Below are 25652 nucleotides of genomic sequence, written 5' to 3' on the forward strand. Positions count from 1 at the left end.
CCTTACATAATTACCCGGAATATTTTTTTAAAAGGGATACCTTTTATTTAATCCTTGGTGTATAATATTCAATATGAATTATAAAATTATACTTATTATTATTTAAGAATTTTCTAGCTTAAATAACGCAAATATAAGTAAATCTAAGGGAGTGTGAATTACCAATGGTCACTTTATACACTTCACCAAGTTGTACCTCTTGCAGAAAAGCAAAATCATGGCTTGAAGAACATGAGATTCCATATTCGGAAAGAAACATTTTTTCAGAGCCATTATCTATTGATGAAATAAAAGAAATTCTTCGTATGACTGAAGATGGAACGGATGAAATTATTTCGACTCGTTCAAAGACTTTCCAAAAGCTTGATGTGAATTTGGAAACGATGCCTCTACAAGAATTGTTTGAACTTATTAAAGAAAATCCAGGATTGCTGCGCCGCCCAATCATCATTGATGAAAAGCGCCTGCAGGTTGGATATAATGAAGATGAAATACGCAGATTCCTTCCAAGGAAAGTACGTACTTTCCAGTTAAGAGAAGCACAGCGACTAGTCAACTAATACAAAGTCTCCCTTTTTGGGGGGCTTTTTTTGTTGATTAGAGATTTATAAAATAATCAAATTGAGATTTTTTAAGTTTATTTTTTATGTGTTTAAATCAAAAGTGATTTTCAGGGTGAATTCATAATACATTTTAAGTTAAATAGGTGCATGAGAAGAGGTTGGATAAAGACTGATCACTCAAAGGGAGCAAGCTGTTAAATTGAAATCCAAGCATATTTCTGATAAAATGTAAAGAATACTTTAATTTAATGAGATATTAGCCTTTTATAAAAATGGGTGTATATTTTGTTTCCAAATTGGCTTAATATAACATAAAATAAGAGTACAAGATCGTTATTTCTGTTTACCTTCCCTTTATAAAAACAAGGTGATTTAGACTCATTTATTAAGGGTAAAAGATAAAGACCAACAGCTTTTTGGGGGTATTTAGTCCCTTCAAATCTTTGCCTGGAAGGGAGAGAAAGCGAATGGAAATCGAACGTATTAATGAAAATACGGTTAAGTTTTATATTTCATACATGGATATAGAGGAGCGTGGATTTGACCGGGAAGAAATCTGGTATAACCGCGATCGCAGTGAAGAACTTTTCTGGGAAATGATGGATGAAGTCCATGCAGAGGAAGAATTTACGGTTGAAGGTCCTTTATGGATTCAGGTTCAAGCTCTTGAAAAAGGACTTGAAGTGCTAGTTACAAAAGCACAACTGTCTAAGGAAGGCCACAAGTTTGAGCTTCCGCTTCCAAATGATAAGCTTAAGGATCTGCCTGTCGATGAACGAATCGAAGAATTATTGGATCATCAATTCAATTCAAAAGATATCGATGATGAGGATGTTGACTTAGAGGACGATCTTGAATTCATGCTCCATTTCAAAGATCTCGAAGACATCATTGCCCTGTCGAAAAGGCCGGGAATCGATAAAATAAAAACAAGCTTGTTTAGTCTTTCTGACAAGTATTATTTATACATTGAATTTCCTGAACAGGATTTTTCTGACGAAGAGGAAATTGATAATATGTTGAGTGTTCTTCTAGAATACGGTCTGGAGTCGAATGTTACGATCCATCGCCTCGAGGAATACGGTAACAAGATTATCGGAGAAGATGTATTTAGTGTAATAAGGAAGCATTTCAGTTAAACAGAAAGCCGATTTCAGAAATGAAATCGGTTTTTTTGATAAAATGGTTCTATAATAAATCCTAGTATTATTAAATTTCTAGAAAGATTGCATAGGCAGATATCAGCATTGATTAGAAGCCTAAAACCATCCTGGAAATGAGTCTCGATAAACGGTACTTATTCTGAAATCGGAATAGCAACTTACAGTTTGATTACAGGCGATATACTTCCTTTGAATCCATTTCATTAATAGAACCGTATATATATCCAGAGCCTTCGTATATTGCAGGTAATTGGACTTAGTTGCGGGGAAATCAAGAGAATACAGGTGAATACCATGAAGAACACAGTCCGTATTTTATTATTTGTCACATTACTTGCAGGAGTTTACTATATATTTTACGAAAAAATGGACGCTGCTTACCTAGGTTATATAAGTATTTTCATGACTCTCACAGTAATATTTATAAGCTTTGTCATTTTCCTTGAAAATCGCCATCCATCCCAAACATTAACCTGGCTGATTGTGCTTGGCGGATTCCCGCTCGTAGGATTTATTTTTTATTTATTATTCGGCCGTAATTATCGGAAAGAAAAAATGTTCCGGAAAAAGTACTTTCTCGATAAACAAACATTCCTAAAAATTGAAGGAGAAGCGGAAAGGGCAAATGAAAAGAGGATGCAGGAGATGGAAGAGGATCATCGGAGGTTATTCACGCTTGCACAGAAGCTTGGGAACAGCCCAATTTCGTTTTCGACCTCTACCAAAGTGCTGACCAATGGTGACGAAACCTTTAGTTCTATCCTTGAACATTTAAGAAAGGCAACCCACCATATTCATATGGAATATTACATTGTCCGTCATGACCAAATCGGGGAAGAAATAAAGGAAGTATTGATTGAGAAAGCCAAGCAAGGCGTAAATGTCCGCTTTCTATATGACTCTGTCGGTTCATGGCAGCTTTCAAAGAAATACGTGAAAGATTTGATTAATGCCGGAGTAGAAATGGTCGAATTCGGGCCAGTTCGGCTTCCCTTTTTAAATAGTAAATTCAATTTCAGGAACCATCGAAAAATCATTGTTATAGACGGTTCCATTGGTTTCGTTGGCGGACTGAATATCGGTGATGAATATCTAGGAAGGGACAAGGGGTTCGGATTTTGGCGGGATACCCATATGATCGTGAGCGGAGAGGCTGTGCGCAGTCTTCAGCTTATCTTTTTACAGGACTGGTTTTATATGACAAATAATAGTCTGTTAACATCGGAATATCTATCGCCTAGCTTAGAGAAAAATACACACGGAGGAGTCCAATTGATTGCCGGTGGTCCTGATAATGAATGGAGTGTCATCAAAAACATTTTCTTCTCAATGATCTCATCTGCAGATAAATCTGTATGGATTGCATCCCCTTACTTTATTCCTGATGAGGATATTTTCTCAGCCATTAAGGTTGCCGCTCTCAGCGGGCTGGATGTCAGGCTGTTAGTTCCGCAGCGGCCAGATAAAAGAATCGTCTTCTTTGCATCAAGATCCTATTTCCCGGAATTGCTCGAAGCTGGCGTGAAGATTTATGAATACAATAAAGGTTTTATGCATAGTAAAATTGTCATTGTTGATGGCCAACTAGCTTCAATTGGCACCTCAAATATGGACATGAGAAGCTTCCATTTGAACTTCGAAGTCAATGCATTTCTTTATAAAACATCCAGTACCGAGAAGCTTGTGAAGGAATATGAAAATGATCTAATGGATTCAAATGAAATCGAATTAGTTGATTTTAATAATCGCCATATCGGTTACAGACTGCTCGAATCTACATCGAGACTGTTGTCGCCAATGCTGTAGCAGATTCGGATAAACTCCGGGTCTGTTTTTTTGGGCTGTTCTAGTAATAATGTATGCTTTTTGAACAAGGACTTGTATCCGCATTTTTACAGGGGGCTAGACTCTTTTCGAGGAGAATCTGAATTATATTCACAACAAAATTTACGAAAAGAGCCTTTTTCAAAAAGAGGATTTCAAGCTGCTTTATCGAATATAAAAGGAGAAAGGAGGCGCAATCAATGTGCTTGTAGCAAATAGAAAAAATGGAGCAAGGCTGTCCATGGGGGATCAATGGGACAAAAAGGAGCTAATTTCCCTAAGATCCAAGGAAAAATTCCATTGTCCAGAATGCAAAGAGGAAGTTATCCTGAAGCTTGGCAGCAAAAAGATCTGGCATTTTTCTCATCTCTCTGGCAGCAGCTGCGAACACCAGTATGAAAGAGAGTCCAACTACCACCTTGCAGGGAAGCTTCAACTTTATAACTGGCTGAAGAAGCAAGGAATCAATGCAGAGCTTGAGAAATTTGATCCATCAGCCAGACAAAAGCCCGATATTGCATTCGACTGGCAGGGGAAGAAGTACGCGATTGAATACCAGTGTTCTATTATTCCAGAAGAAATTTTCATCAAAAGAACAGCCAGGTATTTTGAAAATGGGTATATCCCAATCTGGATTGCTGCGGGAAATCTTGTTAAACGAACTGGAACAAAAGCAGTGTCCTTAAATAATTTCCTCTATTTATTCATCCGGCGCCCTCGTCAAACCTGGAATATCCCTGCTTATTGTCCGATATCAGGCCAATTCATCGACCTGAAAGGTGCCATTCCTATTTCCTCACGAAAGACAATTACCCAGCTTGAAATACATTCTATCGATAAAGTTCCTGTAAATCATCTGATAAGCCCTATTAATAAAAGCTATCCCGTTCTTGATTCCTGGAAATCTGAACTGCAAAAATTCAAGTCGCGTTATACAATGTATCCCGGTTCCTATCAAAATCATTTTCTTCAGCTACTCTACCGCAACTATCTAAATCTCCAGAATCTCCCTTGCGAAATAGGGCTTCCTGTTTTTTCTGCTCCTTATATAGAAACCCCGGCCCTAATCTGGCAGACTTATCTGTATCTTGATATATTCCGGTATTTAAAAAAAGGCGATCTAATTAGCTTGGCGAAAGTCCATAATGCTTTTAACAACCGTTTAAAACGCGGGCAAATTAAGTGGAGGAGCCTTCCTGTGGCGGGAAAAGGTAGTTATTCTCAGGTGGTTTCTGAATATATCCAGCTCCTTACTAAAATTTCAGTTTTAACCCAAATAAGTGATTCTTTATTTAAACTAAATAGAGAGTTGAAAATTTTTGATTCCATTGATCAGCAAAGAGCGGACGAAGCCTATTTTTACAAAAGGTATGGAAATATTATTGAAGCTCCTTTTTTACAGCAAGCTATGGTTAAAGGGCAATGAATGCTTTTATAAGTTCTGTTCATTTGAAGGGAAGGCACGAGAAACTTAGAAAATGTCTACCGCATTTTCTTCGTGCCTGGACCCATCCGAGGTTAAAAAGAGCCATATAAAAAAATGTGTTTTAGGATTTTGGTTTCATGTAACATGAAAAGTTCGTCAGCTGCGTAAAATAAGGAAGTTAAGAATTGGGTAAATAGAAATCAGAAAACTTTATATCATAATTTCATTCTCTAGAAGGAAAAGAGAAATTTTTATCGAATTTATGATATTAGAAAAGTTTTTCGAATTCCGAAATGTTGTTAGGAGGATCAATATGTCGAATGAATCTGCAGTAAAGAAGTTGCCGCCAAGGAATGAAGTAGCCACTGAGGATACGTGGAGACTTGAGGATATTTTTGCAAATGATGAAGTGTGGGAAAAAGAGTTTAATGAAGTGAAAAGCCTGCTTCCAGGAGTTCAGGAATACCAGGGTAAATTAGGTGAAAGTGCGGACCAGCTTTACAATGCTCTCCAATTGCAGGATAAGCTGCTTGAAAGATTGGGAAGGTTGTATACATATGCACATATGAGATATGACCAGGATACTACGAATTCTTTTTACCAGGGTTTTGATGACCGGATCAAAAACTTATACTCCCAGGCAGGAAGTGCGCTGGCTTTTATAGTTCCTGAAATCCTGGCTGTAGACGAACAAAAAATTAAAAGCTTCCTTGCTGAAAAAGAGGAAATGAAACTTTATGAGCATGCTTTAGAGGAAATCAACCTTCAGCGTCCGCACGTATTATCTGCCGAACAAGAAGCACTGCTTGCCGAAGCATCAGAAGTAATGAGCTCACCATCTAATACTTTCGGAATGCTTAATAATGCTGATCTTGAGTTCCCGTCAATCAAGGATGAGAATGGGGAAGAAGTAGAAATCACTCACGGCCGCTATATCCGTTTCCTCGAAAGTGAGGACCGCAGGGTTCGTGAGGATGCATTCAAGGCAGTATATAAGACATACGGAAGCTTCAAAAATACTTTTGCAAGCACGTTAAGCGGCAATATTAAGAAGGATAATTTTAATGCCAGGGTGCGTAAGTATGATTCCGCAAGGCATGCTGCACTTGCTGCAAATAATATTCCTGAAAGTGTCTATGAAAACCTTGTAAACACTGTAAATGACAATCTGCATCTGCTGCATCGATATGTAAAGCTTCGCCGCAAGGTTCTAGGACTGGAGAAGCTTCATATGTACGATCTTTTCACCCCGCTTGTCAAGAACGTGAAAATGGAAATTCCATATGCAGAAGCAAAGGATTACGTGTTAAAGGGCTTAGCTCCTCTAGGTGAAGAATATAATAATGTCCTGAAAGAAGGATTCGAAAACCGCTGGGTCGATGTACATGAAAATAAGGGAAAGCGGAGCGGAGCCTATTCATCGGGTGCTTATGGAACAAATCCGTATATCCTTATGAACTGGCAAGATAACGTAAATAACCTATTCACGTTAGCACATGAATTTGGCCATTCAGTCCATAGCTATTACACAAGGAAGACGCAGCCATATCCATACGGCAGCTACTCCATCTTTGTTGCCGAAGTAGCGTCCACGTGCAATGAAGCTTTGCTTAATGACTATATGCTCAAAACAATTGATGATGAGCAGAAACGTCTGTATTTGCTGAATCATTACCTTGAAGGCTTCAGAGGAACTGTGTTCAGACAGACAATGTTTGCCGAATTTGAGCATATGATCCACAAGAAGGCACAGAACAACGAAGCATTGACGGCTGACTCCCTGACAAAGGATTACTATGAGCTTAATAAGAAGTATTTTGGAGATGAGGACATTGAGATTGATGAAGAAATCGGTCTTGAATGGTCAAGGATTCCGCACTTCTATTACAACTATTATGTTTATCAATACGCTACAGGTTTCAGTGCTGCCACCGCTTTAAGCAAACAGATTCTTGAAGAAGGACAGCCGGCAGTTGAACGCTATATCGATTTCTTAAAGGCAGGAAGCTCTGATTACCCAATCGAAGTCCTGAAAAAAGCTGGTGTCGATATGACTAGCTCAAAGCCAATAGAAGAAGCTCTAAAAGTGTTTGAAGAAAAATTAAATGAAATGGAAAAAATGCTTTCCTAAAATAACAAAACCGGCCGTAGCAATACGGCCGGTTTTGTTTGGCTCAGCTAAAATCCCTTAAAACTTTTACGATTATTCAAATACAGCATCAATATAAATAATGAGAAAAAGAGGAGGGGGGAAGTGAAATACAAAGGTATGATATGCATCAGGCCTCCAATATGGAGGATAAAAGAAAAAAGAATGAAAAATGTGATAAGAGAAAATACGAATTTATCCATAATGCTTGCCTCCGAAAGATCAGCTGTTTGTTAAATGTGTATGCCATTTTCAAGTAAATCATGAATCGTATTTGACAATATTGTGAAATAACACACAAGTATCTTGAGATAGGGAAAGGGGTATGGTATATTAATATCGTGAAGTTGATCACAAGCAAACATTTACCCCTTTGTTTGACCGTGAAAAATTTCTCCCATCCCCTTTGTTCGTATAATATAGAGAAAGGCCTTGCAGTTGGAGAGCTGCAAGGCCTTTTTCCGGTTGTATGGCTTGAACCATTCATAAAAATAACCGTGCAATCTAATGCACGGTTACCCTTCCTGTTCCTGGTATCTCCAAAACATTCCGTATTTAGCTGGGATTTGTTCGACTTTTTGCTTTAGCAGGAGCTTCTTCATTTCCTTCTCTGCTTGGGCTACTGTCAGATCGTAAACAACAGCTACTTCCTTTGAGGCCACCATTTTGTATTGCTTTAAAAAAGTTTCAAGGGATGGAGGCTGAGCTGGTTCTGGCTTTTCAGACAGCATTTCCTCTAAAATCTGGACGTATACCTCATATGGATATAGCCCGGTGATTTTAATGCCTTCCTCTTCAATATTCGAATTGAAAAAGACTAGAGTAGGGATTTCCTGGACATCCATTTCATTCGTTATCTTTAAATCACATTGAAATGCCTTTGCGGCAGTCTCTGAATGGATATCAGTCACGAACTCTTCCACGTCAAGACCAACATTGCGTGCGCAGTTCTTCAACACGTCAAAATTGGAGACATTTTGTTTTTCTAAAAACAATACTTCCTGAAGCTTGCGTAAAAATCCAATGCCCTTCTTCTTTCCTTGAAGCTCAGCTGACTTAATGGCGATTGATGCCAAGTATGGGGATGATACAGGATTTTCAAACCACAAGTTCCCATCACAGCTCATCCCTGTTCTGCTTGCTGTTTTTTCCCAGAGCTCTGCAATTGTTTCGTAGCGTTTCTTCCTGCCCATGTTCAGAGTGGCAAGCCTGCCGCTCAAAATATGACGGATGGAAAAATACTTTCCGTATTCGATTTGAAGCTTTTTGATGATTGGTTCAAGAGCCCAGCATTCAGGGCAAAGAGGATCAACGAACATATATATTTCGAGTGGCTTCTTATCCAATCCAGAGCAAAACTCTGAGGGATCATAGCTCAATATATTCTCTCTGTTGAGTTTCATGTGCTTTCACCGGTCTCGTCATCTGGTGTATTGATCATGTGCTGGGCAGTAAGGTATAGGCGTGCGTAAAAATCCTCCCTGACTGGCCCCTCAAGCCCCACTTCATCCATCGCTTCGTTCATGCACGCAAGCCAGGCGTTTGCCCGTTTAGGTGTTACTTCAAAAGGCAGGTGCCTTGCGCGGAGCATTGGGTGGCCATGCTCGCTTGTATATAAAGGCGGCCCCCCTAAATATTGTGTCAAAAACTGCTTCTGCTTGCGTGCAGTTTCAGAAAGATCATCAGGGAATATAGGAGCAAGATCAGGATGCATTCCTACCCGGTGGTAAAAAGTGTCGACCAGCCGGTGAAGTGTTCCTTCGCCAATGGCTTCGAATGGTAAGGTCTTATTCTCAACCATATTGATAACTCCTTTAAAATAGATTTTGGAAATTTCATTCAGCTTCCATAGTTATGCTATTTATTGTAGCAATGCTATATTTATATCTCAAACAAATAGCCTTGTAATCAGTTTTTTTTACAGTGTATCCGCTTTACTAATGTACACAAAAAGGCCGTCTGTTACCACTGACAGACGGTCGAAAGCGATGGGAATATCATCCATAGTAAGTGCTGGTTATTTTTTTCACGTAATTTTGAGTTTCTTTAAAAGGGGGAATGCCGCCATATTTATCGACATTTCCAGGGCCTGCATTATATGCGGCAAGAGCAAGCTCTACGTTATTGTCGTACTTGTCCATCATTTGGCGCAAGTATTTACTGCCAGCAAGAATATTTTCCGCTGGGTCAAAGATATTTTTTACCCCCAGGCTTCTGGCGGTTCCCGGCATCAGCTGCATTAACCCTGATGCACCTGCTGAGCTGATTGCATTCGGGTTGAAATTCGATTCCTTTTGTATCACAGACTTGATCAGCTTGGCAGGAAGATTGAAAGCAGCCGCAGCTTGATCAACTATTTCATCAAAATTATGATTCTTCCCAGACAGTTTGGTTAGCTGAATAGGCGGAAGCATTTGCCCGATACTTACTTTATTCATACCAAAGGAGTTAACTGCAGTTTCCGTACTGCCGAATAAATCTTCTAAACGAGCTGCCGTTGCGCCTAGGGCATCATTTTCTTCTGTAAGAAGCCCAGTCAGCATTTCCTGGAACAGAGTGTTGCCGGATGGGGCAGTAGTGCTGCTGAAGTTCTGTAATGCTTGTAATTCAAGCGTGACTTTTAACTGGTCAACGTTCATGATCAATTCTCCTGCCTGGTTTTACTCATTTAAAAGATTGTATATGAATTAAAATTCATCAAAATTGATTACCTACTAGCTCTATCGCTTAGCCGCTTGGGTTATAAGCCTTCCCGCTTTCGGTTGTAAAACCTTTTAATTTTATTATCGGTCGTTCTCACAGGGATGTTAAGTTCATCAAGCAATCCTGAGAAAATCTTAAAACCTTCACTTTCATCCGTTACTTCATATTCTAGCTCATAATCCTCAGTATTTAAATAGTAACTATGGTCTAGTACAAGCAGTCCGCCCTTGTAATCAAATTCTGCACGGTCAGTGGTCAATGAGCCGAAGTACTCCAAGGTATCTGCATCGTCAATCATATTGGTAATTGCGTCCTGCACTTCACCTTCAAGAATTTTTCCTGTTTTTAATATATACTCAGCCTGCCCTGGGTTAAGAAATTGATTGGTCTCAAGCAATCCTTGTTCAGCAGGCTGTTTCAACGTCATTTCAAACTGAGTACCTTTTTCCCGGATCCTTAATGCAGAGCCTTTGGCTTTCAATGAAAAGGATGGGGTATCGAAATAATGGTTAACCTGCTTTTTAAATTTTGTCAGATCTATGTTGAAGTGCTTTATTAGCCGAAGGAATTCGTCATTCGTCAGCATATTTTTAAATTCTATTTCAATGTTCTGGCTCACTTTGTCCCGCCCCTTCGAAATTTATTGTTCTTATTATCTCGTTTATCAGCTTTCGCTTCAATCCTTAGTAGAAATTGCCTCTATATGATAAAATAAAAAAGATTATGGAGGTTGAAAAAATGAGCGAAAGAATTATGATTACCAATGCAATTATTGAAAATAATGAGCTGATGCTCAGCACTGATTCAAAAGCAAATATTGCTGATTTAACAGCAACAGGGCAAATGCTAGTTGACTCTGATCAATTATCTTTTATTTATATCGTTGAAAAGGATGAAGGATATCAATATATCTCAATTCCATATGAAACCTGGAATGTGATCCATGAAGGTCTTGGCAGCGGGATGGAAGCTAATCTTGCCGCAGGCGGACATAAGCTTAAATTACAAGGATTCAGCGAGGAAATGGAATATTTAATCTCGAATATTAAAGGGAATAGCAATTATGGAGAGGAAATGGTCGCGAAAGTGGAACAGGTTTTTGCCGCACCCTCCGCTTAGGCTTTCGTGAATAGAACCGGATGAGGTGACTGATGTGAAACACTGGGATCAATTTTTAGAACCTTATAAACACGCTGTTGAAGAATTGAAAATAAAGTTAAAAGGCATAAGAAGCCAATATGAATTGCAATCCGACCATTCCCCGATTGAATTTGTCACAGGAAGGGTAAAGCCTATTGCAAGTATCCTCGATAAAGCCAACCAAAAAAGAATTTCATTAGAAAAGCTTGAAACGGAAATGCAGGATATTGCTGGTCTGAGAATTATGTGCCAATTTGTTGATGACATTAAAACGGTAGTTGAACTCTTAAGGATCAGGAATGACTTTGAAATTGTCGAGGAGCGGGATTACATATCTCATAAAAAAGCAAGCGGCTACCGTTCCTACCATGTAGTGATCCGATATCCGGTACAGACAATCAGAGGAGAAAGAAAAATTCTTGCAGAAATCCAAATTCGCACACTTGCGATGAATTTCTGGGCAACTGTTGAGCATTCCTTGAACTATAAGTACAAAGGACTTTTTCCCGAAGATATTAAAATCAGGCTGCAGCGAGCAGCAGAAGCAGCGTTCCGCCTTGATGAAGAAATGTCAACAATCAGAGGAGAAATCCAGGAAGCACAGGCTTTCTTTACAAGGAAAAAAGAAATGCAGCAGGATGGGAAGAAATAGACTAAAACCGATATGCGGGGGTGTTTGGACTCATGAAATTTGCGATTACTTCAAAAGGGGATTCCCGGTCAAATACATTGATGCATAAAATGAGGACCTATCTTTTAGACTTTGATCTTATTTATGATGAAGACCAGCCAGATATTTGCATCTCGGTTGGAGGAGACGGCACACTATTGTACGCGTTCCATCGTTACAGCAGCAGACTGGATAAAACAGCTTTCATCGGAGTACATACAGGGCATCTAGGTTTTTATGCCGACTGGGTTCCTGAGGAAATAGAGAAATTGGTGATTGCGGTAGCGAAAACTCCTTACCAGGTGATCGAATATCCCTTGCTTGAGGTAATCATCAGGTACCAGCATGGCGGCAGGGAAACTAGATATTTGGCGCTGAATGAATCAACAGTTAAATCCGTGGAAGGTACACTGGTCATGGACGTTGAGATCAGGGGACAGCACTTTGAACGCTTTCGCGGCGATGGACTTTGCGTATCAACACCATCCGGAAGTACTGCATACAACAAAGCATTAGGCGGGGCAATCCTGCATCCCTCACTGCGCGCGATTCAGGTTGCCGAGATGGCTTCCATCAATAACAGGGTATTCAGGACTGTAGGATCTCCGTTAATTTTGCCAGACCATCATACATGCACACTCAAACCAGTCAACAGGCCAGATTTCCAGGTGACTGTAGATCATTTGACGCTCCTGCACAAGGATGTTAAATCAATCCAGTTCCGTGTGGCAGATGAAAAAATCCGCTTTGCAAGATTCAGACCTTTTCCATTTTGGAAGCGTGTCAGTGATTCGTTTATATCTGACAGCAATTAGATTTGAAGAAGCAAAATGAATATATAAATGGAGAATGGAGCAGCCGATATGGCGAATAACTTCAGCCTTGAATGGACAGCAGAAGCTCCAGACCAAGGTAAATTGCTAAAGGAATTTCTTAAAGAAAAGGAAATTTCAAGGGCGGCACTTACAGATATTAAGTTCAAAGGCGGGTTTATATCGGTAAACGGCCAAGAGGTGAATGTCAGGTATAAGGTTAATTGCGATGATGTTGTCCGAGTATTTTTTCCTGTCGAGGTTCCTTCAATTGGACTGAAGGGAGAAGATTCCCCGATTTCCATTGTCTACGAGGATGAATTTATCCTGATTGTAAATAAACCGGCAGAAATGAATACAATTCCATCCAGAGAACATCCAACCGGCAGCCTTGCAAATGCACTCATTGGTTATTATGAGAAGAACGGAATCGCGGCAACCACCCACATTGTCACAAGACTCGACAGGGATACATCAGGCCTGGTACTGATTGCTAAGCACAGCCATATCCATCATTTATTCAGTAAGCAGCAGCGGGCAGGCGATGTAAAGCGTACCTATGAAGCATTTGCAGAAGGAAGGTTCTTACTGGATGAAGGGCGGATTGAAAAGCCGATTGCCAGAAAAAGTGACAGCATCATTGAACGTGAAGTCCATCCGGATGGGCAATATGCCTGTACTTTATATGAAGTCCTACAAAGGTATGATGAATTCACTCATATCCGTCTTCGATTATTGACGGGACGAACACATCAAATCAGGGTCCATATGGCTCATATAGGTCATCCTCTCCTTGGAGACAGTCTTTATGGAGGAAAGAGAAATTTGATCGAGAGACAAGCACTCCACTGCAGGGAAATTAAATTTTCACATCCCGTTTTACAGAAAGAAATACATTTAACGTCTAATCTTCCTATTGATATGAAAAAAATGATATAAAAGGCAAACCGTAATATGGTTTGTCTTTTTTTATGTAATTCATCCCATCTTTTTCACAGATATTTCATTCTATATTTCCCTTGGAATTTCAAATGATAAAGAGGTAGTAAATGAAATCTCAGGGAGGAAAGATCAATTGAACATCTATAAACATGGAAAATTAATTGCTGTATCGGCCATAATGCTTTTAGGTCTGTCTGCATGTAATAACAATAATGATGAAGCACTTGATTTAAGAGATAACAAAATGACTACCATGAATAACAATGGTACAGGGTACTGGGACAATGATACGAAAAGATTGAGAGGTCAGAACGGCAGGAGTGAAACGAGCGCTGTTAGAAAGCCAGATCAAAATGGCGGGAATGGTACAAGCGAAATATTGCAGATGCCGAATGGGTATTTAACAGTAGACCCGAATTCATACAGCACGGGAATACCTAGCACAAGGTACCCGCATACAGAAATGAACAGAGAGGGAAGGTTGACCTACGAAGACTGGCAGCGTCAACGTGCAAATCAACCATTATCACAGGACCAGTCGTTATTGCAGCCGCCTACTGGAACTCGGCAAGCACCTGAACAGGGAATAACACCGACCCCTGATCAAGGTCCACTGCAAGCACCAAACGAAGGAACTGCTCCAACTGAGCAAGGAGCAGCACCAGCTCCAAACCAGGAGACAGCCCCACAGCAGAAAACCGCTCCAACACCAAGCGGAACAGAAATCAGTGCATTTGAGTCGAGAGTTATTGATTTAACAAATGAGCAGCGCAGGAAAAATGGCCTGCAAAATCTTCAGCCAGACACTGCGTTAAGCAATGTTGCTCAGAAAAAATCAGAAGATATGCAGGCGAAAAATTACTTTTCGCACACTAGCCCTACTTATGGGTCGCCTTTCGATATGATGAGGGATTTTGGAGTAACATATAGCTCTGCAGGTGAAAATATTGCTATGGGCCAGCAAAGTGCTGAAGAAGTGGTCAACGCTTGGATGAACAGTGAAGGTCACAGGAAAAATATTTTAAGTCCAAATTTCACCCATATTGGTGTTGGGCACACAGGAACCGGGAATTACTGGACGCAGATGTTCATCGGAAAATAATAAGCATAATGTAGAAAAGCTAACCATTTCTTTTAATGGTTAGCTTTTCTACATTATGGGTAATTATTCTATCTCACGAAATTTTTCTGCTGCAAAAGGCATGGAAGAAGGAACCGAAACTAGTCTCATCTCTGGATATCTTAATGCGGTCAGGAGTCCGCCGAAAACGGCCCCTGTATCAATGTTATAAGTATTATTGATAATTCTTGGCTCCTTGACTGGAGTATGACCATAGACAACAGTCGCTTTCCCCTGGTATTCCTTTGCCCAGTCGCGCCTGACAGGTGTACCGTCAGGATTCGTTTGGCCAGTGATATCCCCGTAGAGGACAAAGGTCTTGACCTTCGAATTATTTTTGCCGATATAATCCTCCCGAATACCGGCATGTGCGATCACCAAATGGCCTTCATCGAGAACATGATATAAAGGGGAGGAATCATATAATTCAAGAAACATCTCGCGAAAAGAACTTTGGTCTTTTTCATTCAAAGATGTAAATTCAGCTACAGTAGTTTCGAGACCATGAGTTGTCTGTACTTTATTCCCAAGCAAGAATCGATACAGCTTGTTGCAATGGTTTCCAGGCACATAATAAGCAAGGCCGTGCTGAATAACCAGCTTCCAGACAATCTCGGAGACCTTCAAGGATTCCGGTCCTCTGTCTGTTAAATCTCCAACAAAAGCAAGCTTCCGGCCTTCTGGGTGAATGGGTATTCCCGAACTCCAACCATAACCTAATTCCCTTGTGAGATGTTCAAACTCAGCATAACAGCCGTGTATATCCCCAATTATATCTAGTTTCATCATCCAGTTCCTCTCGCGATATTTTATTATTATTGTTTCCGCAGACTCACAAAAAGAATAGTCCTTTTTACAATTAAGTTTTCCAAGGTGAGTTCTTATTCTGACAAAAAAATTGCAAGCAGTAAGATTACTGCTTATTAAAGGGAATGTTAAAAAGAGACCCATTGTGTAAACTTCTTTTTTATTTCAATCCGCATTTGTGCTCATCACTTTTCAGAAGAATCCTGAATAAGAAAAAAGTTTTGCTGGATGCAAAGCAAAATAGTTTACAGAAGAGGCTTATAAAAGACAAAGAAATCGAGAAATGCTAGTATAATGAAATGTACTGAATAAGAAAGGGGGTAAGGTGGATGGCTGAGGAACGACAAGAATCAGCATCAAAGCAGCAAATTAACACTGAACTGCTGATGGAAGCACTTTACTCTGAAAAAATTGATGATTTCCGAGATGAATTTCTGGAGCTGCACCCTTATGACCAGGCTGCATTCTTTGGTGAATTGGATGATGATACCCGCACGAAGGTTTATAATTTCCTTTCACCTGAAGAAATGGCTGAGCTCTTTGAGAACCTAGAAGCAGATGACGAAGATTTTAAAGACGTGCTGGCGCAAATGAATCCGAATTATGCCGCTGACATGCTATCAAATATGTATGCTGATGATGCAGTCGATGTCCTTAATGAGCTTGACAAGGATCAGGTGGCCAGCTATTTAACCATTATGGATGAGGACGCGGCACAGGAAATAAAAGATTTGCTTCATTATGAAGAGTACACAGCCGGCAGTATCATGACGACAGAATTCATTGCGATTTCAGCCAATCAGACGGTCAGGTCCGCCATGTATATTCTTAAGAACGAAGCTCCTCAAGCAGAAACGATTTATTATTTGTTTGTGATTGACGATGAGAAGCGTTTAGCAGGTGTCATTTCCCTGCGTGACCTAATCGTGGCCGATGACGATACGATGATTTCCGAAATTATGAATGAACGTGTAGTCTCCGTATCTGTGGGCGAGGACCAAGAGGAAGTCGCGCGCATGATGAGGGATTATAATTTCCTTGCTTTGCCAGTTGTAGACTTTCAAAATCACCTGCTAGGTATTATCACAGTCGATGATATTATCGATGTTATGGAAGAAGAAGCATCTGATGACTATTCCAAATTAGCCGGGATCGCCGATCTTGATACAATGGACCGGAATCCATTTTCTGCAGCCAAAAAGCGCCTGCCATGGCTGATCATCCTGCTGTTCCTGGGGATGTTCACAGCTAGCCTGATTGGAAGGTTTGAGGAGACGCTCAATAAGGTCTCGATCTTGGCGGTTTTTATACCGCTCATTGCGGGAATGGCAGGCAATACGGGTACCCAGGCACTTGCGGTTGCCGTCAGGGGGATTGCTACAGGTGACCTTGAGAAAGAAAGTAAGTGGCATATTATTGTCAGGGAAGCTGGCACCGGGTTGATCACTGGAGCAATATGCGGAGTATTAGTAACCTTTGTCGTTTACTTCTGGCATGGAGAGTTTTATCTCGGCGCTCTTGTCGGAATCTCGATCTTTATTACACTTATCATTGCCACACTGGCTGGTTCGTTGGTTCCTTTGCTTATGCACCGGCTGAAAATCGACCCTGCGGTTGCGTCAGGTCCATTCATTACGACTATAAATGATATCATAAGCATTTTAATTTATTTTGGAATCGCAACTGCTTTTATGAGTTATCTTACAAAATAGAGGAGGGATGTGGATGGAACAGCATGCTTCGATTACCTCTCTCGTAATCGTAATCATCGTTGCATTTATTACACCAATATTGCTTCACCGTTTGAAATTAAGCTTTATTCCTGTTGTCGTTGCTGAAATCATCATGGGCCTGATTATTGGTAAAAGCGGCTTTAATATTGTCCATGAGGATGCATGGCTTAGTACACTGTCAACGTTAGGCTTCCTATTCTTAATGTTCCTAAGCGGATTGGAAATTGATTTTACCGCTTTTTCTGGCGGTAAGAAAAATAAGGTTATGGCGAACGGCAAGAAAGAACCAAATACATTTGTCGTGTCAACGATTATCTTTGTCGGCATATTCGTTGCTTCATTAGGTCTATCATATTTATTTGTTCTTGCTGGGTTTATTGAAAACGTCTTTTTAATGACATTGATTATCTCCACTATTTCACTTGGAGTTGTTGTGCCTACATTGAAGGATGCGCATTTAATGAAGACAAACATTGGCCAGATCATCTTGCTGATCGCAGTAATAGCTGACCTGGCAACCATGATTTTGCTTGCTGTCTTTGTCTCTATCTATGATGGCGGAGCTGGGAATACTTGGCTGTTGCTGATCCTTTTTGCTGCTGGGGTTGCTCTATATTTCGTCGGGAAAATCTTCAAGAACCGCACGTTCATTAACGCACTTTCCACTGGAACAACACAAATTGGAACAAGAGCTGTTTTTGCATTGATTATACTGCTTGTGGCAATTTCTGAAACGGTTGGTGCCGAAAATATTCTTGGTGCATTCCTTGCTGGAGTGCTTGTATCATTGCTGGCTCCTGACCAGGAAATGGTGCACAAACTTGATTCCTTCGGCTATGGTTTCTTGATCCCTATTTTCTTCGTAATGGTTGGGGTTGGCCTGGATATTTGGTCCATGTTGAGCGAAAAGAAGCTTCTTATGTTAATTCCGCTACTGTTGTTAGCACTATTTGTTTCAAAAATGCTGCCAGTTTATCTTTTGAAGAAATGGTATGATACCAAGACTGTATTGGCATCAGGATTCTTGCTGACGTCCACTTTGTCATTGGTCATTGCAGCGGCAACGATTGGTGAGAGGATGGAAATGATCACACCGCAAATGAGCGGGACATTGATCCTTGTAGCGGTAATCTCTAGTGTCTTGACTCCGATCATGTTCAAAAAACTTTTCCCACAGACAACTGGAGAGGAGAAAAAAGTCAAAGTTGCCTTCATCGGTGCCAATCAGATGACACTTCCTGTTTCCCGCGATTTAAAATCATCCTTGTATGAACCGGTCTTGTATCATATTAAACAGGAAAAAGCGGAAAAACAGTTTGCAGAAACTGTGTTTGAAATTATTGAGATCGATAATTACGAAATTGAAACGCTCGAGAAAAATAATGTTTATGATGCTGATATTGCCGTGATTTCGACAGGTGATGCAGACTTGAATGCAACGATAGCTGTCAGCGCGAAGGAAAAAGGGATCGACCGTGTCATCGCCAGGATTGAAAGCCCAGATCTGGCTGAGAAGGCTCAGGAAGAGGGAATCGAAGTTTTCTCTGTCCTGCGTTCAACTGAATCCCTGCTACGGGCGATGATTGAATCACCTGGGGTCATGAGCATCCTGACGAACCAGGAAAATTCCCTGCATGAAATCCGCATGCTTAATGATCACTTTGATGGCATGAGTATAAGGCGCTTTCCGTTTACCGGCGATGTAATTTTTGTCCGGATACTGCGTGAGAATGAATCAATCGTACCTCATGGTGATACAGAATTAAGACTAAATGACCGATTGATTGTGACCGGATCAAAGGAATATGTGGATGAACTAAAAAGAGAGCTTGAGTTTTGTTTTTGGTGCTAGAATCGCTAGCTCAAGGCTATCCTCCAGAGAACTGGGCATAATTCTAACTGAAGTTGAAAAACCAAAACCCGCTTTTTAGCGGGTTTTCCTTTTCAAATAAAAATATATAGTGTAATATTAGCACTAGGTACTAATAACTTGTATTAACAGGGGGATTTTTTTAACATGACTCTTTCATTGAACGGTAAAACATATGTAGTTATGGGTGTAGCCAATAAACGCAGCATCGCATGGGGAATTGCTCAATCACTTCACAACGCGGGAGCAAATCTAATTTTCACCTATGCTGGGGAACGTCTTGAGAAAAGTGTTCGTGAGCTTGCAGAATCTCTCGACAAAAACTATTTAGTTCTGCCATGTGATGTCACGAGCGATGAGGATGTTGCAAAGTGCTTCAGTGAAATTAAAGAGGCAACGGGTTCAATTTCTGGTGTTGCCCACTGTATCGCTTTTGCCAATAAGGAAGAACTGCAAGGGGACTATATGAATGTAACACGTGATGGTTTCTTGCTTGCACACAACATTAGTGCATATTCCCTTACAGCTGTGGCCAAGGAAGCAAAAGAATTAATGGCAGAAGGCGGGAGTATCGTGACGCTTACTTACCTAGGTGGAGAACGCGCGATCCCGAACTACAATGTTATGGGTGTTGCTAAGGCTTCACTTGATGCAAGTGTCCGTTATCTTGCAGCTGATTTAGGCAAGAACAATATCCGTGTGAATTCAATTTCTGCGGGCCCTATCCGTACACTATCAGCAAAAGGAGTCAGCGACTTTAATTCAATCTTAAACCAAATTGAAGAAAAAGCACCTTTGCGCAGAAATACAACTCCTGAGGAAGTTGGCGATACTGCACTATTCTTATTCAGCGATTTGTCACGCGGCATCACAGGTGAAAATATCCACGTTGACTCTGGATTCCATATTCTTTAATAACAGGATGATTCATAGAGGAACCTGCAGATTGCTGCAGGTTTTTTTGTGATTTTTTTTATTAGAATACGTCGTTTAGGTGTTGTTTTACTAAAAATAATCAATTCTTTCATTAGAAAACTGGCTTCCAAGTGGGTTTCTCTGGTGCGGCACTGATTGATTGCGATTAAGCACAGATAATGGGCAGATGCATAAATATAGGGAGAGGTAAGTTTTTGGAGGTGCCGCCTAAAATGAGAAAAAAACGCGATCGAAAGCCAATCCCAATGTTTTATATCAACCAGCCGGACATAAATATGCCTGAACCGAAAATGCAAAAAAGTTACTTATTAAAAGACGATGATTCCGAAATCCAAAATCCAGGTATGGCAGATATGGAAAATCCGACAAGAGAAAAGCAAAATGATATTACGCAAGAAATTACGTTAAGTGTAGATTCACATAGTGATGATACTGAAACTGAACCTGAACCTCTTCAAGAAAATAATAAAAGGCAATTCAATGAATTAACTCTGGATGAAAAAATAAAACATCTAATGAGAGTTCCTGCATCGATTGCAAAAGTCAAATATGAGTTTATAACCAAAGAAACTTCGTACAAAGGATTTTTCTTAGCTATGAAAAACGGAGTACTGATGATACATTCCTTGAGTCCGAGGAAGAAGAGTGTGAGTATTCTTGAAGAAGATTTAATGGATATAAAAAGGGTCGGATTATAAAAAAGGCTTACCATTAAGGTAAGCCGATTTCCTTCCTGTATTGAATTAAGATTCTCCTGGAAGGCTTGAAAGTGGCATTGCTGCTACTGGGTCTAAGCAAGTTACTGCACAGAAGCAATCTAGGTCGACTGTTAAACAGATTCCAGTTCTGAAAAATTCGTTTCTTGCTCCACCAGTCTGAATTTGATCGCATGGATTATCGAATCCTTCTCCTTCGTCGCCACGTGTGACAAGCAACTCGATCTTCGCGCAGCAGTTGTCATCTACAGATGTTACACGGAAGAAAAATGATCTGAAGCAATCCAGTCTTTGTGGTCCGCCGCCGTTAGGCCTGATCCGGGCTCCGAATCCTTCGAATGGTACGCAATCACCGCAATATAGAATTAGAGGAATAGTATCTAAACCGTTTGTTGGCGATTGAGCACCTGCCAATAACTCTCTAATGGATTTATGGCAGCTGACATCACACTCGTTGTCAACATCTACTTCATCCTGAGCATCTGCTACCGCTCTTAGTACTTCACATACGCAGCTGTCGCTTACATGGTTTTTACCTTTGCAACCCATAACAAGTTCATCTCCTTTTAGTTGATATGACCTATTGTCCTTAATAGAATATGAAACGCCCGTCTAATGGTGTGGGTGTTTGTCTATTTTAAGTACAAAAAATGATGACATGAGCGGACAGGCTTGTGCCTATACATAGGCATTTGCAGTGCATATGCTGAAATGATTCTATAGCATTAGGTGGTGAGAAAGCATGGACAGTTGGCTCGATTTATGCCTTTTGGTTTTTGCTAGCTTTCGATTGACCAGGCTGGTTGTCTACGATACAATCACTGAATTTCTCAGGGCTCCCTTTCATGATACTGTAGTTGAACAACTGGAAAATGGAGAAACGGAAACATATATAGAAATAAAAGGATCTGGAATAAGATACTGGATTGGGGAGTTACTAAGCTGCCACTGGTGTTCGGGATTTTGGTGTACGGCAATCATTTATGCTGCTTACGAATTTTATCCTCACTTATCGATGCCCCTTATCTCAATCTTGGCCATAGCCGGAATAGCATCGATTATCCAGCAATGGCTTGTTAAAGATGAGTAAATTGGTGAGTCCGTCCAGAACATTTAAGGACAAATTTCATAATATGAAATATGGACTCTTTCAACAAAGGGGTTGTAAAGATGAATAAAAAACGGAAAAGTACAGATAGCCAGCCAGTTGCAAATAATAACGATACTAACCGTACCGTGAATAATCGCCGTCGGAAGAAAGGCGGCTGCGGGTGCGGAAAGAGGAGAAATCAAGCATAAGTTGAAATAGAGTCTGCCATATCAAATGGCAGGCTTTTTTTTGACGATGTCGACTACTGATCCGACAAGTCGGATTTCAATGAAGATCGTTTTCCATCCACAGACATATTTAGTCGTACATACACCTCATGATAATCATTTACATTACATGGAAATAATCCCCTCAACAAAAATTTCATAAATTTTCATTTGTACGCGGAAAATAATTTTAACCAATAAGATGCTGTACAGGAAGGGATCAAAATGAAAATATATCAGGCAGGAAAAGCTATTGCAGTGTTCATGTTGCTTGCCAGCATCACTGCTGGGTGTTCCCTCGGGGATACTTCTCACAAAAGCAGGACATCGATGATCCAATCAGTAAATCCAGATGCGGGAGCGACGAATGATCTGGATGTGAAGAATGTAAAGATAGCTGATAGGGTTAAAAAGGATATCCAATCACTTGATGAGATTTATGATGTAGCCGTCATAAAAGGGAAAAAGGATACATTGGTCGCATACAAGGTCAAGCACATGAAACGTTTTGGCATGAAACGCATCGAAAAAGCAATCAATAAAAAGCTGGAAGAAAACTATCCAGATGAAGACTTCATTGTTTCAAGCGACTTCAAAATTTTCATTGAAGCGGTTGAATTGAGTGAGAAGATGAAGGACCCGTCATATCCGGAAGAAAAGGCCGAAAAACAGTTACAGCGGATTATATCATTGAAAAAAGAAATGACATAAGGAAGGATGGGCGAGATGGGGGATAAAAAAAAGCAAAAGCTGACACCTCAGCAGCAACAATATCAGCAGCTTGAACAAAAGCACGAACTGAAGCGGCCCGTTGTGAAAAACTGTATTAAAGCTTTTTTTGTCGGGGGTACAATCTGCTTGATTGGCCAAGCTGTCACCTATTTTTATATTTATTTCTTTAACTTTACTGAACAAACAGCAGGGAACCCAACTGTCGCCACGATGATTTTCTTTTCAATGATTCTGACAGGATTGGGTGTATATGATCATATCGGTCAATTTGCTGGGGCAGGCAGTGCTGTTCCAGTAACAGGTTTTGGGAACTCAGTCATTTCGGCCGCAATCGAACATCGTACTGAAGGCTTTGTCCTAGGTGTTGGAGGAAATATGTTCAAACTGGCAGGAACAGTTATCCTCTTTGGAGTCTTTTCTGCATTTATTGTCGCGCTTGTGAAAACGCTGCTGACGATGATGGGGGTGTTGTAAATGTTGATTGGAAGGCAATCATGGCAGTTTGCTAATCGCCCTGTCATCGAATCGTGGGCTGCTTCGGGAGGCCCTTTTGAAGCAGAAGGAAAGCTAGCAGCTGATTTTGATATTCTTCATGATGACCTATGGATGGGACAGGACTCTTATGAAAAGGCCCATAGACATCTGCTTGAAGAAGCAATCAATGCAGCCCTTCAGAAAGCGAATTTAACTAAAGAGGATATGCACTTCATGCTTGCTGGTGATTTAATTAACCAAATCACTCCTTCAAGTTTTGCTGCCAGGACAATGCAAATACCGTATTTCGGACTTTTTGGAGCCTGCTCTACCTCAATGGAAGGATTGGCACTTGCCTCTTTTATCGTGAATTACCAGGGAGCAAAAAAGACGATTACTGGAGCATCCAGCCACAATTCAGCAGTCGAGAAGCAATTCCGTTACCCAACCGAATATGGAGGACAAAAGCCTCCAACTGCACAGTGGACGGTAACCGGTGCGGGTGCTGCTGTTTTGACAGACAATCCAGATAAAAATGGCAAACTTGTAACAACTTCTGCGACGATTGGAAAGGTCGTTGATATGGGACTTTCCGATCCCTTCAATATGGGTGGGGCAATGGCTCCGGCCGCGGCAGATACTCTTATCAATCATTTCAAGGATCTCAATATTGAACCAAGTCATTACGATTTAATTGTCACTGGAGACCTGGGACGCATCGGTCAGGAAACAACTTTTGAGTTATTACAGCAATCTGGATTAAATGTAGCAAGAGAACAATTCCAGGATTGCGGTCTGCTGATCTACAATGACGATCAGCCAGTCCAATCAGGAGGCAGCGGTGCTGGCTGTTCAGCTTCTGTCTTGTATGGCCACTTGCTGAATCAGATGCAAAAGGGTGTCTACCGAAAAATTCTTGTTTGTGCGACAGGAGCTTTATTATCGCCATTATCCTTTCAGCAAAAGGAAAGTATCCCATGTATTGCCCATGCAGTGTCAATCGAGATGATTTAGAAAAGGAGGAATCGCCTTGCTAGCAATGTTTTTCTGGGCCTTTGTTATTGGAGGACTTATTTGTGTTTTTGGCCAGCTGTTGTTTGATGTTGCGAAACTGACGCCTGGGCATACAATGAGTCTGTTAGTCGTCATCGGAGCGGTAATGGACGGGTTCGGCTTGTACGAACCATTGATTGATTTCGCAGGAGCAGGGGCTACCATTCCAATCACAAGCTTTGGAAATGCGCTCGTACATGGAGCACTTCAGGAAGCTGAGCAGCATGGCTTGGTTGGTGTACTGACAGGCATGTTTGAAATAACCAGCTCTGGAATATCTGCAGCCGTCATTTTTGGATTTATTGGCGCACTGATTTTTAAGCCAAAAGGCTGAATCCATTTTCCCGACTCGATCGTGTTTAATAAATCCGTTTGCCGTCAAATTAATAGCTCGCCCACACAGATATGGGATACTCACATATATTGATAATGAGTCAATAACAAGTGAGGTGAAGAAAAATGGGCTACGGTTGCGGCTGGGGCGGCGGTTATGGCGGATATGGATATGGCGGTGGCTATAACGGTTCTACCTTTATATTGATCGTCGTTTTGTTCATTTTGTTAATTATTGTAGGAGCAAGTTTCTACAACTAATGGAAACATCGGGGGGAGCCGTTTAAACAAGAACGGCTCTTTTCTCTAGCCTCTTTTTGAACTTTACTCTTTGTTCCCTGAAGGAACATAAAAGTGGACACCAATAAGGCCACTTGGTTACTCAAAAGAACTAAAAGATGGAAAAAGCCAACACCAATAGGGCCTCTTGGTTACTCGAAAGAACTAAAATATGGAAAAAGCGGACACCAATAAGGCCTCTTGGTTACTCGAAAGAACTAAAATATGGAAAAAGTGGGCACCAATAAGGACTCTTTGTTACCTGAAAGTACTAATAAATGGAAAAAAAGACGCCAATAATGCTTCTCAGTTGCCTGAAAGAACAAAATGGGTCACTATTAAGGCCCCTTGGTTATTCGAAGAACAAATATTGAAAAAAGAATGGATTGTAGAAGCCCATCCGAGTACCATTCAATTCGTTTTTATATACGCGAAAGCTTTGAGAAGACTTAAAGACCATTAGCAATAATCGTTCGGAAAACAGCCTTTCTTTAAAATCCTTCATAATAAACATTGATGAAGATCCTCCTTCTGCTACTCTTTTCCGCTTTTTCACCATTTCCTGATTCCTTCATAGTATAGAGTAGGCTAATGAAGGAGGCGTGATTTTGATATGGATAATAATTTCTTCAAGAACATAGAAAAAAAGACAGGCGTCAATATGAAGGATGTATTTGAGCTTGCGAATTCATTGCAAAATGCGAATTTTAAAGATGAGAAAACGGTAAGAGGCGTGATCCGCCGTGTATCCCAAATTGCGAATAAGCCGGTTAATCAGGAAATGGAAGACAAAATTGTTGAATCAATCGTAAAAGATGGAAAGCAGCTTGATTTTGGGCAAATTTCCAAAATGATCAACAAAAAATAATTCTAAATGCAAATCAGGACCT

General features: G+C 40.5%; 29 protein-coding genes. 22 read left to right on the plus strand and 7 right to left on the minus strand.

The window, feature by feature from the left end; genetic code table 11:
* Nucleotides 1–164 precede the first annotated feature (164 nt).
* The 6 genes from spxA (at nt 165) to AABM38_RS06950 (ending at nt 7362) form a co-directional block, all read left to right on the plus strand.
* Nucleotides 165–560, plus strand: a complete 396-nt coding sequence (spxA, locus tag AABM38_RS06925) for a transcriptional regulator SpxA (protein WP_335376770.1) — start codon at nt 165–167, stop codon at nt 558–560.
* Between the two features lie 470 nt (nt 561–1030).
* The gene (gene mecA, locus AABM38_RS06930; protein ID WP_423409726.1) at nt 1031–1702 is read left to right on the plus strand and encodes an adaptor protein MecA; all 672 of its coding nucleotides are present in this window, start codon (nt 1031–1033) and stop codon (nt 1700–1702) included.
* A gap of 318 nt (nt 1703–2020) precedes the next feature.
* Complete coding sequence (gene cls / locus AABM38_RS06935; RefSeq protein ID WP_423409727.1) at nt 2021–3532, plus strand: cardiolipin synthase; 1512 nt, start codon at nt 2021–2023, stop codon at nt 3530–3532.
* A 220-nt stretch (nt 3533–3752) separates the two neighbouring features.
* A complete protein-coding gene (locus tag AABM38_RS06940) occupies nt 3753–4976 on the plus strand; it encodes a competence protein CoiA (RefSeq protein WP_423409728.1) in 1224 nt (407 codons plus the stop codon).
* Nucleotides 4977–5289: 313 nt separating this feature from the next.
* Entirely contained in the window at nt 5290–7107 is a 1818-nt protein-coding gene (gene pepF / locus AABM38_RS06945; RefSeq protein ID WP_423409729.1) for an oligoendopeptidase F, read from the plus strand.
* Nucleotides 7108–7230: 123 nt separating this feature from the next.
* The gene (locus tag AABM38_RS06950) at nt 7231–7362 is read left to right on the plus strand and encodes a hypothetical protein (protein WP_423409730.1); all 132 of its coding nucleotides are present in this window, start codon (nt 7231–7233) and stop codon (nt 7360–7362) included.
* A 278-nt stretch (nt 7363–7640) separates the two neighbouring features.
* Here the strand turns inward: AABM38_RS06950 and AABM38_RS06955 are convergent, their stop codons facing one another.
* The 4 genes from AABM38_RS06955 to AABM38_RS06970 form a co-directional block, all read right to left on the minus strand.
* Nucleotides 7641–8528, minus strand: coding sequence for a ClpXP adapter SpxH family protein (locus tag AABM38_RS06955; RefSeq protein WP_423409731.1), 888 nt, complete (start codon nt 8526–8528; stop codon nt 7641–7643).
* Complete coding sequence (locus tag AABM38_RS06960; protein WP_423409732.1) at nt 8525–8926, minus strand: globin; 402 nt, start codon at nt 8924–8926, stop codon at nt 8525–8527. The genes AABM38_RS06955 and AABM38_RS06960 overlap by 4 nt, the downstream gene beginning before the upstream one ends.
* A gap of 196 nt (nt 8927–9122) precedes the next feature.
* On the minus strand, nt 9123–9764 hold the full coding sequence (locus AABM38_RS06965; RefSeq protein ID WP_423409733.1) for a lytic transglycosylase domain-containing protein: 642 nt from the start codon (nt 9762–9764) through the stop codon (nt 9123–9125).
* Between the two features lie 101 nt (nt 9765–9865).
* Nucleotides 9866–10447 (minus strand): CYTH domain-containing protein, encoded by a 582-nt coding sequence (locus AABM38_RS06970; protein ID WP_423409734.1) that lies wholly within the window; start codon nt 10445–10447, stop codon nt 9866–9868.
* Between the two features lie 119 nt (nt 10448–10566).
* Here AABM38_RS06970 and AABM38_RS06975 point away from each other — a divergent pair, with 119 nt between their 5' ends.
* The 5 genes from AABM38_RS06975 to AABM38_RS06995 all read left to right on the plus strand — a co-directional run bounded on the left by AABM38_RS06975 (nt 10567) and on the right by AABM38_RS06995 (nt 14494).
* A complete protein-coding gene (locus AABM38_RS06975) occupies nt 10567–10947 on the plus strand; it encodes a hypothetical protein (protein WP_423409735.1) in 381 nt (126 codons plus the stop codon).
* Between the two features lie 34 nt (nt 10948–10981).
* A complete protein-coding gene (locus AABM38_RS06980; RefSeq protein ID WP_423409736.1) occupies nt 10982–11620 on the plus strand; it encodes a GTP pyrophosphokinase in 639 nt (212 codons plus the stop codon).
* Between the two features lie 32 nt (nt 11621–11652).
* A complete protein-coding gene (locus AABM38_RS06985) occupies nt 11653–12453 on the plus strand; it encodes an NAD kinase (protein ID WP_335376781.1) in 801 nt (266 codons plus the stop codon).
* 48 nt (nt 12454–12501) lie between these two features.
* Nucleotides 12502–13389 (plus strand): RluA family pseudouridine synthase, encoded by an 888-nt coding sequence (locus tag AABM38_RS06990; RefSeq protein WP_423409737.1) that lies wholly within the window; start codon nt 12502–12504, stop codon nt 13387–13389.
* Nucleotides 13390–13525: 136 nt separating this feature from the next.
* Nucleotides 13526–14494, plus strand: coding sequence for a CAP domain-containing protein (locus AABM38_RS06995; protein ID WP_423409738.1), 969 nt, complete (start codon nt 13526–13528; stop codon nt 14492–14494).
* A 63-nt stretch (nt 14495–14557) separates the two neighbouring features.
* Here AABM38_RS06995 and prpE read toward each other — a convergent pair whose 3' ends face one another.
* Entirely contained in the window at nt 14558–15298 is a 741-nt protein-coding gene (gene prpE / locus AABM38_RS07000) for a bis(5'-nucleosyl)-tetraphosphatase PrpE (protein ID WP_423410686.1), read from the minus strand.
* Nucleotides 15299–15705: 407 nt separating this feature from the next.
* Here prpE and mgtE point away from each other — a divergent pair, with 407 nt between their 5' ends.
* The 4 genes from mgtE to AABM38_RS07020 all read left to right on the plus strand — a co-directional run bounded on the left by mgtE (nt 15706) and on the right by AABM38_RS07020 (nt 20556).
* Nucleotides 15706–17031 (plus strand): magnesium transporter, encoded by a 1326-nt coding sequence (mgtE, locus tag AABM38_RS07005; protein WP_423410687.1) that lies wholly within the window; start codon nt 15706–15708, stop codon nt 17029–17031.
* 13 nt (nt 17032–17044) lie between these two features.
* Nucleotides 17045–18904, plus strand: coding sequence for a monovalent cation:proton antiporter family protein (locus AABM38_RS07010; RefSeq protein WP_423409739.1), 1860 nt, complete (start codon nt 17045–17047; stop codon nt 18902–18904).
* Nucleotides 18905–19069: 165 nt separating this feature from the next.
* Nucleotides 19070–19837, plus strand: a complete 768-nt coding sequence (fabI, locus tag AABM38_RS07015; RefSeq protein WP_335376786.1) for an enoyl-ACP reductase FabI — start codon at nt 19070–19072, stop codon at nt 19835–19837.
* A 233-nt stretch (nt 19838–20070) separates the two neighbouring features.
* On the plus strand, nt 20071–20556 hold the full coding sequence (locus AABM38_RS07020; protein WP_423409740.1) for a CotO family spore coat protein: 486 nt from the start codon (nt 20071–20073) through the stop codon (nt 20554–20556).
* A 45-nt stretch (nt 20557–20601) separates the two neighbouring features.
* Here the strand turns inward: AABM38_RS07020 and AABM38_RS07025 are convergent, their stop codons facing one another.
* The gene (locus AABM38_RS07025; RefSeq protein ID WP_423409741.1) at nt 20602–21123 is read right to left on the minus strand and encodes a CotY/CotZ family spore coat protein; all 522 of its coding nucleotides are present in this window, start codon (nt 21121–21123) and stop codon (nt 20602–20604) included.
* A 193-nt stretch (nt 21124–21316) separates the two neighbouring features.
* Here AABM38_RS07025 and AABM38_RS07030 point away from each other — a divergent pair, with 193 nt between their 5' ends.
* The 6 genes from AABM38_RS07030 (at nt 21317) to AABM38_RS07055 (ending at nt 24744) form a co-directional block, all read left to right on the plus strand.
* Complete coding sequence (locus tag AABM38_RS07030) at nt 21317–21664, plus strand: DUF1360 domain-containing protein (RefSeq protein WP_423409742.1); 348 nt, start codon at nt 21317–21319, stop codon at nt 21662–21664.
* Between the two features lie 452 nt (nt 21665–22116).
* Complete coding sequence (locus AABM38_RS07035) at nt 22117–22602, plus strand: YhcN/YlaJ family sporulation lipoprotein (protein WP_423409743.1); 486 nt, start codon at nt 22117–22119, stop codon at nt 22600–22602.
* Nucleotides 22603–22617: 15 nt separating this feature from the next.
* Complete coding sequence (gene spoVAC / locus AABM38_RS07040; protein WP_207498840.1) at nt 22618–23097, plus strand: stage V sporulation protein AC; 480 nt, start codon at nt 22618–22620, stop codon at nt 23095–23097.
* Nucleotides 23098–24111, plus strand: coding sequence for a stage V sporulation protein AD (gene spoVAD, locus AABM38_RS07045; protein WP_423409744.1), 1014 nt, complete (start codon nt 23098–23100; stop codon nt 24109–24111). It abuts the gene before it with no gap.
* Nucleotides 24112–24127: 16 nt separating this feature from the next.
* Nucleotides 24128–24484 (plus strand): stage V sporulation protein AE, encoded by a 357-nt coding sequence (spoVAE, locus tag AABM38_RS07050; RefSeq protein WP_335376792.1) that lies wholly within the window; start codon nt 24128–24130, stop codon nt 24482–24484.
* Between the two features lie 125 nt (nt 24485–24609).
* Complete coding sequence (locus AABM38_RS07055; RefSeq protein WP_423409745.1) at nt 24610–24744, plus strand: YjcZ family sporulation protein; 135 nt, start codon at nt 24610–24612, stop codon at nt 24742–24744.
* A gap of 370 nt (nt 24745–25114) precedes the next feature.
* On the opposite strand, the gene AABM38_RS07060 is transcribed toward AABM38_RS07055, so the two are convergent.
* Complete coding sequence (locus tag AABM38_RS07060) at nt 25115–25276, minus strand: hypothetical protein (RefSeq protein ID WP_423409746.1); 162 nt, start codon at nt 25274–25276, stop codon at nt 25115–25117.
* Nucleotides 25277–25375: 99 nt separating this feature from the next.
* On the opposite strand from AABM38_RS07060, the gene AABM38_RS07065 reads away from it, so the two are divergent.
* Nucleotides 25376–25630, plus strand: a complete 255-nt coding sequence (locus tag AABM38_RS07065) for a stage VI sporulation protein F (RefSeq protein ID WP_335376794.1) — start codon at nt 25376–25378, stop codon at nt 25628–25630.
* Nucleotides 25631–25652: the final 22 nt, after the last annotated feature.

The sequence above is a fragment of the Heyndrickxia sp. MSNUG genome, from assembly GCF_049532715.1.
Classification (GTDB): domain Bacteria; phylum Bacillota; class Bacilli; order Bacillales; family Cytobacillaceae; genus Mesobacillus.